This window comes from Streptomyces anthophorae, from assembly GCF_049310305.1.
Classification (GTDB): Bacteria; Actinomycetota; Actinomycetes; order Streptomycetales; family Streptomycetaceae; genus Streptomyces.
On record NZ_JBLWQQ010000001.1, the window covers coordinates 4,372,585 to 4,385,730 of the forward strand.

Genomic DNA, 13,146 nt, shown 5'->3' on the forward strand with positions numbered 1-13,146 from the left:
TGTACGGGGTCTACGGGCGACGGATCGCGTCGGACGCAGCCGTGGACGCAGGACCTGCGGCCAGTTCCGTCTCCAGGAGCTGCTTGCCGAGGAGCTCCGGGTCGGGAAGGTCCATCGGGTACTCGCCGTCGAAGCAGGCCCGGCAGAGGTTCGGCTTGGCGATGGTGGTCGCCTCGATCATGCCGTCGATGGAGATGTACGAGAGCGAGTCGACCCCGAGCGAGGTGCCGATCTCCTCGACCGTCATGCCGTTGGCGATCAGCTCCGCGCGGGTCGCGAAGTCGATGCCGAAGAAGCAGGGCCACTTGATGGGCGGCGAGGAGATCCGGACGTGGATCTCGGCCGCGCCGGCCTCGCGGAGCATGCGGACCAGGGCGCGCTGCGTGTTGCCGCGCACGATCGAGTCGTCGACGACGACCAGTCGCTTGCCCTTGATGACTTCCTTGAGCGGGTTCAGCTTCAGACGGATGCCGAGCTGGCGGATCGTCTGGGAGGGCTGGATGAAGGTGCGGCCGACGTAGGCGTTCTTCACCAGGCCGTTGCCGAACGGGATGCCGGAGGCCTCCGCGTAGCCGACCGCTGCCGGGGTTCCGGATTCCGGAGTGGCTATGACGAGGTCGGCGTCGGCCGGAGCCTCCTTGGCGAGCCTGCGGCCCATCTCCACACGGGAGAGGTACACGTTCCGGCCCGCGATGTCCGTGTCCGGACGGGCCAGGTACACGTACTCGAAGACGCAACCCTTCGGCTTTGCTTCGGCGAAACGGGAGGTTCGCAGGCCGTTCTCGTCGATGGCGACGAACTCGCCCGGCTCGATCTCGCGGACGAAGCTGGCGCCGCAGATGTCGAGCGCGGCGGTCTCCGACGCGACGACCCAGCCGCGCTCCAGGCGGCCGAGGACCAGCGGGCGGATGCCCTGCGGGTCACGCCCCGCGTACAGGGTGTTCTCGTCCATGAAGACGAGCGAGAAGGCGCCCTTGACCTGGGGCAGCACCTTGGCGGCCGCATCTTCCACGGTCAGCGGCTTGCCGTCCTCGTCGACCTGCCCCGCGAGCAGGGCCGTCACCAGGTCGGTGTCGTTGGTGGCCGCGACCTGGGTCGCGCGCCCGTTCTCCTTGGGGAGCTCGGCGACCAGCTCGGCGAGTTCCGCCGTGTTGACCAGGTTGCCGTTGTGCCCGAGGGCGATCGAGCCGTGCGCGGTGGCACGGAACGTCGGCTGGGCGTTCTCCCATACGGAGGCCCCGGTGGTCGAGTAGCGGGCGTGACCGACCGCGATATGACCTTGGAGGGACCCTAGGGATGTCTCGTCGAAGACCTGGGAGACGAGTCCCATGTCCTTGAAGACGAGGATCTGGGAGCCATTGCTGACCGCGATTCCCGCGGATTCCTGACCCCTGTGTTGGAGGGCGTAGAGCCCGAAGTAAGTGAGCTTTGCGACCTCTTCACCCGGAGCCCAGACACCGAAGACGCCACAAGCGTCCTGGGGGCCTTTCTCGCCGGGGAGCAGGTCGTGATTGAGTCGACCGTCACCACGTGGCACGTCTTCGAGTGTAGTCGTGATCCCGCAGTGGTCCGAATTGGGGACCGGGGCTACGCGGGTTGACCGGGGCGGATGTGACTCAACTCATCGCTGCGTCCGCAGTACGGACCAGTGGTTGACAGGTGTACGTCAGTCTCGGCAGAGTCCCTGCCCATGCAGCCACTCCGTGACCACGCGGTCACCCTTGTGGAGCGCCGCCACGTCGACCTGGTCCGTGTCGCGAGCGCGATCTGTCTCTGTGCGTGATTGACCTTCCCCTGCCCTGACGCCCGTACGACGTCCGTCTGACGTCCGTACGCCGTCGGCCGGCGGCTTCCGCCCGTGTGCCGGAGCCGCTCATTCCCGCATTCCCGCGCCCTGCTGAGGCGCGGCTTTCGCGTGCCGCTTCGGCGGCCCATCACCTCGGAGACCCCATGCCTTCGCATGCCTCTCGCCTGTCCCGTCGCGCCCTCGGCGGTGCCGCCGTCGCCACCGTCGCCGCCGCCGGAGTCGGGGCGGCCACGTCCCGGCCCGCGCAGGCGGCCGAGCCCCGTGAGAGGCCCTTCCGGGCCGCCTCCGGGCGCGGGTCGCGGCGGCCCAACATCCTCTTCATCCTGGGCGACGACCTCGGCTGGGCCGACCTCTCCTCGTACGGCGCCCCGCACATCAAGACGCCGAACCTGGACCGGCTCGCACGGCAGGGCGTCCGGTTCACGGACGCGTACAGCGGCTCCGCGACCTGCTCCCCGACCCGGTTCAGCCTCTACACCGGCCGCTATCCGGGCCGTACGAAGGGCGGTCTCGCCGAGCCGATCGCCGACCGGTCCGTGGGGCTCGACCCGAACCACCCCACGCTCGCCTCGCTGCTGCGCGGCGCCGGCTACGCGACGGCCCTGATCGGCAAGTGGCACTGCGGCTATCTGCCGGACTACTCGCCCACCAAGTCTGGCTGGGACGAGTTCTTCGGGAACTTCGGCGGGGCGCTGGAGTACTACTCGAAGCTGGGCCTCGGCGGCGAGTACGACCTCTACGAGGGCGAGGTGAAGGAGGGCGACGCCGAGTACAAGGACCTGCGCTACTACACGCGGATCCTGACCGAGCGGGCGAGCGAGTACGTGCGGCGGGACCACGGCGACAAGCCGTGGCTGCTCAACCTGAACTTCACGACCCCGCACTGGCCGTGGATCGCCGAAGGGGACGAGGAGGCGAGCGCCGAGGTCGTCCGGCGGATCAAGGCGGGCGACAAGCGGGCGCTCTTCCACGACGACGGCGGATCGGTCGAGAAGTACACGGAGATGGTCCAGGACCTGGACCGCTCGGTCGGGCAGGTGCTGCGGGCCCTGAAGGAGTCCGGGCAGGAGCAGGACACGCTGGTCTTCTTCGCCTCGGACAACGGCGGTGAGCGCTTCTCCTACAACTGGCCGCTGTCCGGCAACAAGTCGTCCCTCCAGGAGGGCGGCATCCGCGTCCCGACGATCGTGCGCTGGCCCGCCCGGATCGACGGCGGGCAGGTCAGCCACGAGCCGGTGTTCACCCCCGACTGGACCGCGACGCTCCTGGAGATCGGCGGGGCCCGCCCCGACAAGGCGTACCCGCTCGACGGCACCAGCCTCGCGGGCTATCTGCTGCGCGGCGAGGAGTTGGCGCAGCGCGAGCTGTTCTGGCGGGTGCGCGGGGAGCGGGCCGTGCGGCGCGGCGACTGGAAGTACTACCGGGGCAGCGGCGGCGCCGACCAGCTGTTCAACCTGGCGGCCGACCGGCGCGAGCAGGCGGACCGGGCGGCCGCCGAGCCGAAGCTGCTGGCCGAGTTGAAGGCGGTGTGGGAGAAGACGGACGCGCAGCTGCTGCCGTATCCGTCCTGAGGTCCCGGTCCGCCCGTCCGGGTCACCCGTCGGCGGCGGTGAGGCCGATGCCGCTGCCGTCGGGCTTCCTCAGGGTGAGCGAATCGCCCTGGATGTCGTAACTGACCTTGTTCTTCAGGACCTTGAGCATCGCCTGCTCGACCTCGCCGGCCGCTCCGATGCAGCCCATGCGGGTGGTGCTCAGCGGCCCGAAGGTGATGTGGCCGTCCTTGACGGTGGCCTTGGTACGGGCGCTGTTGCAGCCGAGGCGGGCGCTGGCATGGCCGTCCTTGTCGAAGACGAGGCCTGCCCTGCCCCGCGCGGCCTTCGGCAGGGAGCTGCTGGTGCCGTCGGCGGTCAGGCCCGTGACCTTCCACTTGGTGCCGACCAGCTCGGCGTCGCGCTGCTTGGCGAGGGTGACGGTGTCGCCGTTCTCCCCCGTGAGGGTCAGCCGGTCCTGCTTGTCGCCCTCGGCCTTGACGGTGTTCTTCGCGGCGAGGACGCGGGCCAGGTTCTTCTCGAACGCGGCCACGCCCTTGTCCTCGCAGAGCATCATCGTCCGCTTCGCCTTGCCGAGGTCGACGCTGTCGCCGGTGACCGCGGCCTCCGCGTCGAAGTGGTTGCAGCCGTAGTTGCCGCGCACCCGCTCGTCCGAGACGAACTCGAGGTACGCGCTGCCGGGCGCCTTGGTGGTGCGCCCGTCCACGGTCATGCTCTGCACGGACCAGCGGACGCCGGTGATCGGGGCCCCGCCGGCGCTCGTCGAGCCGGCCTTCTGGTCCCCGCAGGCGGTGACGGTGGCCAGCGCGGCGAGCGGGAGGGCCGCGGTGCTGATCAGGGCACGTGTACGGGTTGTACGTAGCGTGAGCATGGCAATGGGACGTGGCGGTCCGCGTTCCGGTTCCGGCCCGCCGCGCGTCCCGTGCGCATCACGCCATGATCGGCAGCAGTCCCGCCAGATCGGCCCGCTCCCCGCTCGCGCTCACCAGGGCCTCGTCCACCGCCGTGGCCCACGGCAGCCGTCCCGTGGCGAGCCGGATCCAGGTGAGCGGGTCGGTCTCCACGACGTTCGGCGGGGTGCCACGGGTGTGCCGGGGGCCCTCCACGCACTGGACGACGGCGAACGGCGGGATCCGTACTTCGGTGGAGGCGCCCGGTGCCTTGGTGGCGAGGGCGTCGGCGAGGACGCGGGTGCAGGCGGCCAGGGCCTGGCGGTCGTACGGGATGTCGAGACCCGGCACCGCGGCGTTCAGGTCGTCGGTGTGGACGATCAGCTCGACGGTGCGGGTGACCAGGTAGTCCGCGAGTTTCATGTGGCCGGTGCGGTTGGCGACGGGCGCCTCGCCGTCGTGCTCGGCGAGGGCGCGTTCGAGGCCCTGCGCCGCCTCGGCGTACAGCGTCGCGAGGTCGTTGTCGGCCGCGAGAGCGTGCACGTACGCGTCGATGTCCTCGGCGTACGGGGCCGACGTCATCGGCCAGTCCTGCGGCCTGAGTTCGGCCTTGTCCTGGCCGGCCGCCGCGAGCCCGCGCGCGACGGCGCTCGACGCCATCGTGATGTGCGCGGCGAGCTCCCGCACGGTCCAGTCCCCGAGCCGCGTCGGCGCGGCGAGCTGCTCGGGCGTGAGCGCCTCGACGCCCTTGCGTACGGCGTCGAACTGGGTCCGGACGGCGGTGCGGGTCTTGTCGAAGTTGTACGTGCGGGGCTTTCTCTTGGCCGGTGGCATGGGGACGAGCCTATGACCGGCGGAAGCCCCCGCCCTACAGGGCGGGGGCTTCTCGCTGTACGTCGGCGCTCGTCGGCCTTCGTCGGATCTCGTCAGCCGAAGATGCCGGCGAACGTGCCCTCGTGCGCGGCACGCAGCTCGTCGAGGGAGAGCGCGAACTCGCCCTGGACGTCGACCGAGTCGCCGTCGACGACACCGATGCGGGTGACGGGCAGACCGCGCGCCCCGCACATGTCGTTGAAGCGGAGCTCCTCGCTGCGCGGGATCGACACGACCGCGCGGCCCGCCGACTCCGAGAAGAGGAACGTGAACGCGTCGAGGCCCTCGGGGACGATCAGGCGCGCGCCCTTCCCCCCGAGCAGCGCCGACTCGATCACGGCCTGGATCAGGCCGCCGTCGGACAGGTCGTGCGCGGCGTCGATCATGCCGTCGCGGGAGGCCGAGATGAGGATCTCGCCGAGCAGCCGCTCGCGCTCCAGGTCGACCTTGGGCGGCAGGCCGCCGAGGTGGTCGTGCACGACCTGCGACCAGGCCGAGCCGCCGAACTCCTCGTGGGTGTCACCGAGCAGGTAGAGGAGCTGGCCCTCTTCCTGGAAGGCGACCGGGGTGCGGCGGGTGACGTCGTCGATGACACCGAGCACGGCCACGACCGGCGTCGGGTGGATCGCCGCCTCGCCCGTCTGGTTGTAGAGCGAGACGTTGCCGCCGGTCACCGGGGTGCCGAGCTGCTGGCAGCCGTCCGCGAGACCGCGGATGGCCTCGGCGAACTGCCACATGACGGCCGGGTCCTCGGGCGAACCGAAGTTCAGGCAGTCGGAGACGGCGAGGGGCTTCGCACCGGTGGTGGCGACGTTGCGGTACGCCTCCGCCAGCGCGAGCTGCGCGCCCGTGTACGGGTCGAGCTTCGCGAAGCGGCCGTTGCCGTCGGTCGCGATGGCGACGCCGAGGCCGGTCTCCTCGTCGATGCGGATCATGCCCGAGTCCTCGGGCTGCGCGAGCACGGTGTTGCCCTGCACGAAGTGGTCGTACTGCTGGGTGACCCACTTCTTCGACGCCTGGTTCGGCGAGGAGACGAGCTTGAGGACCTGGTCCTTGAGCTCTTCCGCGTTGGCCGGGCGCGGCAGCTTGCCCGCGTCGTCGGCCTGGAGCGCGTCCTGCCAGTCAGGGCGGGCGAGCGGGCGCTCGTAGACCGGGCCGTCGTGCGCGACCGTGCGCGGGTCGACGTCGACGATCTTCTCGCCGTGCCAGAAGATCTCCAGGCGGTCGCCGTCGGTCACCTCACCGATGACGGTGGCGATGACGTCCCACTTCTCGCAGATCTCCAGGAAGCGGTCGACCTTCTCGGGCTCGACCACGGCGCACATGCGCTCCTGCGACTCGCTCATGAGGATCTCCTCAGGAGAGAGCGTGGAGTCGCGCAGCGGTACGTCGTCCAGCTCGACGCGCATACCGCCCGAGCCGTTCGACGCCAGCTCGGAGGTGGCGCAGGAGATACCGGCCGCGCCGAGGTCCTGGATGCCGACGACGAGCTTCTCGGCGAAGGCCTCCAGGGTGCACTCGATGAGGAGCTTCTCCTGGAAGGGGTCGCCGACCTGCACGGCGGGACGCTTCGACGGCTTCGCGTCGTCGAAGGTCTCGGAGGCCAGGATGGAGGCGCCACCGATGCCGTCGCCGCCCGTGCGGGCGCCGTACATGATGACCTTGTTGCCCGCGCCGGACGCCTTCGCGAGGTGGATGTCCTCGTGCCGCATGACGCCGATGGCACCGGCGTTGACCAGCGGGTTGCCCTGGTAGCAGGCGTCGAAGACGAGCTCGCCGCCGATGTTCGGCAGGCCCAGGCAGTTGCCGTAGCCGCCGATGCCGGCGACGACGCCGGGCAGCACGCGCTTCGTGTCGGGGTGGTCGGCCGCGCCCATGCGCAGCGGGTCCACGACCGCGACCGGGCGGGCGCCCATCGCGATGATGTCGCGGACGATGCCGCCGACACCGGTGGCCGCGCCCTGGTAGGGCTCGACGTACGACGGGTGGTTGTGCGACTCGACCTTGAAGGTCACGGCGTAGCCGTTGCCCACGTCGACGACGCCGGCGTTCTCGCCGATGCCGACGAGCAGCGCGTCGGACTGCGGGGCCTTCTCGCCGAACTGGCGCAGGTGGACCTTGGAGGACTTGTACGAGCAGTGCTCGGACCACATGACCGAGTACATGGCGAGCTCGGCGCCGGTGGGACGGCGGCCGAGGATCTCCACGACCCGCTCGTACTCGTCCTTCTTCAGGCCGAGTTCGGCCCAGGGCAGCTCGACGTCGGGGGTCTTCGCGGCGTTCTCGGTGGTGTCGAGGCTCATGAGGCGGCGACCAGCTTCTTGAGGATCGAGGTGAAGAACGGGAGGCCGTCGGTGCGGCCGGACCCGATGAGGGGCTCGACGGCGTGCTCCGGGTGCGGCATCAGACCGACGACGTTGCCCGCCTCGTTCGTGATGCCCGCGATGTCACGGAGCGAGCCGTTGGGGTTGTAGTCCACGTACCGGAAGGCGACGCGACCCTCCGCCTCCAACATGTCGAGCGTGCGCTCGTCGGCCACGTAGCGGCCGTCCATGTTCTTCAGCGGGATGTGGATCTCCTGGCCCGCCTCGTAGTCGGCGGTCCAGGCGGTGTTCGCGTTCTCCACCCGCAGCTTCTGGTCGCGGCAGATGAAGTGCAGGTGGTCGTTGCCGAGCATGGCGCCGGGGAGCAGGTGGGCCTCGGTGAGGACCTGGAAACCGTTGCAGATCCCGAGGACCGGGAGGCCCGCCTTCGCCTGGTCGATCAGCGTCTCCATGACGGGCGAGAAACGCGAAATGGCGCCCGCGCGCAGGTAATCGCCGTAGGAGAAACCACCGGGCAGGACGACCGCGTCGACCTGCTTCAGGTCCTTGTCCTTGTGCCAGAGCGCGACCGGCTCCGCGCCGGCGAGCCGGATCGCGCGCTGGGTGTCGCGATCATCCAGGGAACCGGGAAAGGTGACGACGCCAATACGAGCGGTCACTTTTCGGCTCCCACCGCGGGCTCTTCCACCTTGACGGTGAAGTTTTCGATCACGGTGTTGGCGAGGAAGGTTTCCGCCAGCTCATGGATACGGGCAAGAGCGGCGTCATCCACCGGCCCGTCCACTTCGAGCTCGAAACGCTTTCCCTGACGTACGTCGGAGATGCCGTCGAAACCGAGGCGCGGCAGCGCACGCTGCACCGCCTGGCCCTGGGGGTCGAGGATCTCCGGCTTGAGCATGACGTCGACTACGACGCGTGCCACTGGCACTCCCGGTGTGTGGGTTGAGCTGGTCCGTTCAGCGTACCTGCCCAAATTTTCTACTCGCGTAGACAGTAGGAAGCTACGAGATGCGGATCACGTTATGGCAACGACATGAGATCCCCACGGAAAATTAAGGGAAAGACTCCGGATAACCACCCCGCGGGACACACCGAGACTTTTAAATGGTCTTCCCATTGCAATGCCCGACAGGGTAAAAAGGAATTGGTAACAGCAAACCTGTCTGCATCACCGCACGTCAAAGCGGGATGCTGGACGAAGGGACCGATATTCGTGGCGCAGCGTGTCGTGGTCACCCTCTTTGACGACATCGACGGCGGGGAAGCGGCGGAAACGGTCGCATTCGGTCTCGACGGTTCGTCGTACGAGATCGACCTCAATAAGGCGAACGCCCATCAACTGCGCGAAGCGCTGGCCCCCTACGTGGAGGCGGGCCGCAAGCGGTCCAGCAGGACCGGCAAGGCCTACAAGCGCACCGAGGTCGGCCCCGACCCGGCGGCCGTGCGCGCCTGGGCCCGCTCGAACCACTTCGACGTGCCGCCGCGCGGCCGCATCCCGAAGCGGGTCTACGAGGCCTTCGCCGAGGCCAACTGAGCCTGCCCGCCCGCCGTACGGACCCCCTCGGCGACCGGACTTGCGCTGCACCCCGGGCAGTCGGCTAAAGTCTGGAGCACGCCGAGGGGCGAGGCCGCAGGGCCGGACCTCACGGAGTACATGCGGGTGTAGTTCAGTAGTAGAACATCCCCCTTCCAGGGGGAAGGCGCAGTGTGCAATTCCTGTCACCCGCTCCGCATCGTGTACCGAGCACTTCGGTGAGTACGGTAGGCTGATGCAAGCAGTGCGAACGTAGCTCAGTTGGTAGAGCGCAACCTTGCCAAGGTTGAGGTCGCGAGTTCGAACCTCGTCGTTCGCTCAGAGATCGAAGGCCCCGGTCCTCTTGGACCGGGGTCTTCGGCGTTCCCGGCCGCCCTCTGACATTTGTCATGGGAGCCGATGACAGCGCGCACTGCCGCACTCCCGTCCCGGGCGGAACGCTGGACCCATGACCAGCAACGAGCGCGTGATCGACGTCACTGATCTGCGCCGCGTGTACGGGGACAGCACCAAGGGTTCCTTCGAGGCGGTGCGCGGAGTCAGCTTCTCCGTGGGCCGCGGCGAGCTCTTCGCCCTCCTCGGCACGAACGGCGCCGGAAAGACCTCCACGGTCGAACTCATCGAAGGACTCGCGGCCCCCGCCGGTGGCCGGGTGCGGGTACTCGGGCACGACCCGTACACCGAGCGGGACCGGGTGCGCCCGCGGATCGGGGTGATGCTTCAGGACGGCGGCTTCCCCAGCGAGCTGACCGTCACCGAGACCGTACGGATGTGGGCCGGGTGCACGAGCGGCGCCCGGCCGATCGGCGAGGCCCTGGACGCGGTGGGGCTCGGCAAGCGCGGGAAGGTGCGCGTCAAGCAGCTGTCCGGCGGCGAGAAGCGGCGGCTCGACCTCGCGCTCGCGCTGCTCGGGCGGCCCGAGGTGCTCTTCCTCGACGAACCGACCACCGGCCTGGACGCCGAAGGGCGCCGCGACACCTGGGAGTTGGTGCGCAGCCTGCGCGCCGAGGGCACCACCGTGCTGCTGACCACGCACTACCTCGAAGAGGCCGAGGAGCTGGCCGACCGGCTCGCGATCCTGCACGAGGGGCGGATCGCCGCCGAGGGCCGCGTCGACGAGGTCGTCGCCTCTCAGCCCTCGCACATCTCCTTCGAACTGCCCGAGGGGTACTTCGTGGGCGACCTGCCGCCGCTGGGCTCGCTCGGCGTCGACGCGCACGACATCGAGGGCCGGCTGGTCCGGCTACGCACCGAGGACCTTCAACGGGCCGCCACCGGGGTGCTCGTGTGGGCCAGGGACGCGGGCGTCGAACTGCGGCGGCTCGACGTCCGCGGCGCCTCGCTGGAGGAGGCGTTCCTGCGGATCGCGCAGGACGCCAAGGGCTCCGCGGGGGAGCCGGACCGGGAGAAGGAGATGGCGGTATGAGCACGGGTACGGCGACAGCCACGGGCACGGGCACGGCGGCGCGGACCACCTCCGCGGGGCGGTTCAAGGCGCTCGCGCGGGCCGAGTTCACGCTCATCGGGCGGAGCAAGGGCGTGCTGTTCACGGCGGTGTTCGTGCCGCTCGTGCTGCCCTTCAGCGTCTCCCGGACGATGGACAAGGGCGATCTGAAGGGCGCGGGACTCAACCTCGGCACCGTGATGATCTCCTCGGCGATCGCGTTCTCGCTGCTGTTCGCCGTGTACAGCTCGCTCGTGAGCGTGTACGCGTCGCGGCGCGAGGAGCTCGTCCTCAAGCGGCTGCGCACCGGGGAGCTGCGCGATCTGGAGATCCTCAGCGGGGCCGCGGTGCCGTCCGTCGTGATCGGGCTCGTGCAGTGCACGGCGGTGGCCGTGGTGTGCACGTTCGCGCTGGACGCGGGGGCACCCGAGGCTCCTCAACTCGTGGTGCTCGGCGTGCTGTTGGGCATCCCGCTGTGCGTCGCGCTCGCCGCGCTCACCACGGTCTTCAGCCGCAGCGTGGAGAGCGCCCAGGTCGCCGCGATGCCGATGCTGCTCGTGTCGATGATCGGCTCCGGCGCCGTCGTACCGCTGGAGATCCTTCCGGACAAGATGGCGGCTGTCTGCGAGCTGCTGCCGCTGACGTCGGCGCTCACCCTTGTGCGGGGCGGCTGGAGCGGGAGCCTGTCCGGCGGGGAGGCCGTGAAGGCGATCGCCATCGCGGTGGCCTGGATTCTGGTCGCGGTGTTTGCTGTGCAGAAGCGGTTCCGGTGGGAGCCGCGGCGTTGAGACGAGGGGTGTAGCGGTGCGGGCAAGGCAGTGGTGGACGCGCCACCGACGGATTCCGGGCTGGCACGACAAGAGCGACATCGTCCGGATCGAGCTGTACACACGCGTCACCGTCTTCGTGCTCATGTGGCTGATGCTGCTGTCGCAGGTCGCCCTGTCGGTGACCGAGCCCGTCCGCGCCGCCGCCCCCGTGGCGCTGATCGTCGCGGCCTGCGTCCTGGCGACGGCCCAGGGGGTCTGGAACATCCGGCTGGCGGCGCGTGGCCTCGATGTCTATTTGGGCCGCGCCTCCTTCAAGCGGAGCGCGTTCGTGATCGGCGCCGTGCTGATGGTGGCCGCGACGGGGACGCTGATCGCCCTGGCAACGTTCCTCGCCCCCGGCGACTTTCCGCTCTTCGTACTCGCCCTCGGCTCGGCGCTGCTGCCCTACTTCGGGGCGCTCAGCCTCGTCACCGCGCGGCGCCGCACCGCCCTGCTCGCAACCCTGGCCCTGACCTGCGCCACGGGCGTGGGGCTCTGGCTGTCCGGTGAACCGAAGCTGATCGTCATCTCGGCGATCGGCGTGCTGTTCGGCGGACTGTGGGGCGTGACCACGATGCGCCCCTCGGGGTGGTCGCTGAAGGGCATGTGGGACCTGCACGAGGCCCGCGAGACCAAGGCCCTGCTCGCCGTCGCCGAGGAGCGGTTGCGGTTCGGGCGGGATCTGCACGATGTGATGGGGCGCAACCTGTCCGTCGTCGCGCTCAAGAGCGAGCTCGCGGTGCAGCTCGCGCGGCGCGGGCGGACCGAGGACGCCGTCGCGCAGATGACCGAGGTGCAGCGCATCGCGCAGGAGTCGCAGAAGGAGGTCCGCGAGGTCGTACGCGGGTACCGCGAGGTCGACCTCGGCGTCGAACTGGCCGGTGCGCAGGGCGTGTTGAGCGCCGCCGGGATCACGTGCACGGTCACGGGGTCCGCGGCCGGCCTGCCGGGCGACGTGCAGTCCGCGCTCGGCTGGGTGGTGCGGGAGGCCACGACGAACGTGCTGCGGCACGGCGACGCGAAGGCCTGCCGGGTGGCGCTTGTGACCGGGACGGAAGAGGTCGTGCTGACGGTGGAGAACGACGGGGCGGGGGCCGGGCCCGGGAGCGGGCAGGGGTCCGGGCTCGCGGGGCTGCGGGAGCGGTTGGCCGCTGTGGACGGGGAGTTGGAGGCGGGGGAAGTGCGGGCCGGAGTGTTCCGGGTGGTGGCGAAGGTGCCGGTGGAGGCAGTGGGTTCGGCCAAGGTGCGGGAGCAGTCCGCGGAGGGCGTCCGATGACCGTGCACGTACTGCTGGCCGACGACGAGCACCTCATCCGGGGGGCGCTCGCCGCGCTGCTCGCCCTTGAGGACGACCTGGTCGTCGTCGCCGAGGCGGCCACCGGGCCCGAGGCGCTCGCCATGGCGCGGGCGCACCGACCGGACGTCGCCGTGCTCGATCTTCAGATGCCGGGCGCCGACGGTGTGAGTGTGGCCACATCGATCCGGGACGAACTGCCCGGCTGCCGCACCATGATCGTGACCGGCCACGGGCGTCCCGGGCACCTGAAGCGGGCCCTCGCGGCGGGCGTGCGCGGCTTCGTACCGAAGACCGTGAGCGCGCAGCGGCTCGCGGAGATCATCCGCACCGTGCACGCCGGAAACCGTTATGTGGACCCGGAGTTGGCCGCCGACGCGATCTCCGCGGGGGACTCGCCGCTGACCGCGCGCGAGGCCGAGGTCCTCGAACTCGCGGCCGACGGCGCACCCGTATCGGAGATCGCCGAGCGGGCCGCGCTGTCCCAGGGGACGGTCCGGAACTATCTGTCGTCGGCCGTCTCGAAGCTCGGCGTCGAGAACCGGCACGCGGCCGTGCGTCTCGCACGCGAGCGAGGTTGGGTATAGTTGGCGTCGCGCCACGGCGCAGCGGCACCGCGCA

General features: G+C 70.0%; 13 protein-coding genes and 2 tRNA genes. 9 read left to right on the forward strand and 6 right to left on the reverse strand.

What is annotated here, in order from left to right; translation table 11 throughout:
- Positions 1–10: 10 nt before the first annotated feature.
- Positions 11–1,537: an amidophosphoribosyltransferase gene (gene purF, locus ACNYS0_RS19635; protein WP_422475344.1), complete on the reverse strand. Its 1,527-nt coding sequence runs from the start codon at positions 1,535–1,537 to the stop codon at positions 11–13.
- Between the two features lie 153 nt (positions 1,538–1,690).
- Between purF and ACNYS0_RS19640 the strand changes: the two genes are divergently transcribed.
- Positions 1,691–1,783, forward strand: a complete 93-nt coding sequence (locus tag ACNYS0_RS19640; protein ID WP_385767594.1) for a putative leader peptide — start codon at positions 1,691–1,693, stop codon at positions 1,781–1,783.
- Positions 1,784–1,950: 167 nt separating this feature from the next.
- Positions 1,951–3,378: a sulfatase family protein gene (locus ACNYS0_RS19645; RefSeq protein WP_422475346.1), complete on the forward strand. Its 1,428-nt coding sequence runs from the start codon at positions 1,951–1,953 to the stop codon at positions 3,376–3,378.
- A 22-nt stretch (positions 3,379–3,400) separates the two neighbouring features.
- On the opposite strand, the gene ACNYS0_RS19650 is transcribed toward ACNYS0_RS19645, so the two are convergent.
- From ACNYS0_RS19650 to purS, 5 genes are all read right to left on the reverse strand, one after another.
- Complete coding sequence (locus ACNYS0_RS19650; RefSeq protein WP_422475348.1) at positions 3,401–4,228, reverse strand: META domain-containing protein; 828 nt, start codon at positions 4,226–4,228, stop codon at positions 3,401–3,403.
- 58 nt (positions 4,229–4,286) lie between these two features.
- Entirely contained in the window at positions 4,287–5,081 is a 795-nt protein-coding gene (locus ACNYS0_RS19655; protein ID WP_422475350.1) for a maleylpyruvate isomerase family mycothiol-dependent enzyme, read from the reverse strand.
- A 92-nt stretch (positions 5,082–5,173) separates the two neighbouring features.
- Positions 5,174–7,423 (reverse strand): phosphoribosylformylglycinamidine synthase subunit PurL, encoded by a 2,250-nt coding sequence (gene purL, locus ACNYS0_RS19660; protein ID WP_422475351.1) that lies wholly within the window; start codon positions 7,421–7,423, stop codon positions 5,174–5,176.
- Complete coding sequence (purQ, locus tag ACNYS0_RS19665; RefSeq protein ID WP_422475353.1) at positions 7,420–8,103, reverse strand: phosphoribosylformylglycinamidine synthase subunit PurQ; 684 nt, start codon at positions 8,101–8,103, stop codon at positions 7,420–7,422. The genes purL and purQ overlap by 4 nt, the downstream gene beginning before the upstream one ends.
- Positions 8,100–8,372 (reverse strand): phosphoribosylformylglycinamidine synthase subunit PurS, encoded by a 273-nt coding sequence (gene purS / locus ACNYS0_RS19670; protein ID WP_266712288.1) that lies wholly within the window; start codon positions 8,370–8,372, stop codon positions 8,100–8,102. The genes purQ and purS overlap by 4 nt, the downstream gene beginning before the upstream one ends.
- A gap of 285 nt (positions 8,373–8,657) precedes the next feature.
- Here purS and ACNYS0_RS19675 point away from each other — a divergent pair, with 285 nt between their 5' ends.
- The 7 genes from ACNYS0_RS19675 to ACNYS0_RS19705 all read left to right on the forward strand — a co-directional run bounded on the left by ACNYS0_RS19675 (position 8,658) and on the right by ACNYS0_RS19705 (position 13,112).
- The gene (locus tag ACNYS0_RS19675; protein WP_422475355.1) at positions 8,658–8,978 is read left to right on the forward strand and encodes a histone-like nucleoid-structuring protein Lsr2; all 321 of its coding nucleotides are present in this window, start codon (positions 8,658–8,660) and stop codon (positions 8,976–8,978) included.
- 122 nt (positions 8,979–9,100) lie between these two features.
- Positions 9,101–9,172 (forward strand) — tRNA-Gly (locus ACNYS0_RS19680).
- A 52-nt stretch (positions 9,173–9,224) separates the two neighbouring features.
- Positions 9,225–9,297, forward strand: a tRNA-Gly gene (locus ACNYS0_RS19685).
- Positions 9,298–9,426: 129 nt separating this feature from the next.
- On the forward strand, positions 9,427–10,404 hold the full coding sequence (locus tag ACNYS0_RS19690) for an ABC transporter ATP-binding protein (protein ID WP_422475357.1): 978 nt from the start codon (positions 9,427–9,429) through the stop codon (positions 10,402–10,404).
- On the forward strand, positions 10,401–11,210 hold the full coding sequence (locus ACNYS0_RS19695) for an ABC transporter permease (protein ID WP_422475359.1): 810 nt from the start codon (positions 10,401–10,403) through the stop codon (positions 11,208–11,210). The genes ACNYS0_RS19690 and ACNYS0_RS19695 overlap by 4 nt, the downstream gene beginning before the upstream one ends.
- A 16-nt stretch (positions 11,211–11,226) precedes the next feature.
- Positions 11,227–12,507: a sensor histidine kinase gene (locus ACNYS0_RS19700; protein WP_422475361.1), complete on the forward strand. Its 1,281-nt coding sequence runs from the start codon at positions 11,227–11,229 to the stop codon at positions 12,505–12,507.
- The gene (locus ACNYS0_RS19705) at positions 12,504–13,112 is read left to right on the forward strand and encodes a response regulator (protein WP_422475363.1); all 609 of its coding nucleotides are present in this window, start codon (positions 12,504–12,506) and stop codon (positions 13,110–13,112) included. Before ACNYS0_RS19700 ends, ACNYS0_RS19705 begins: the two co-directional genes overlap by 4 nt.
- Positions 13,113–13,146 lie beyond the last annotated feature (34 nt).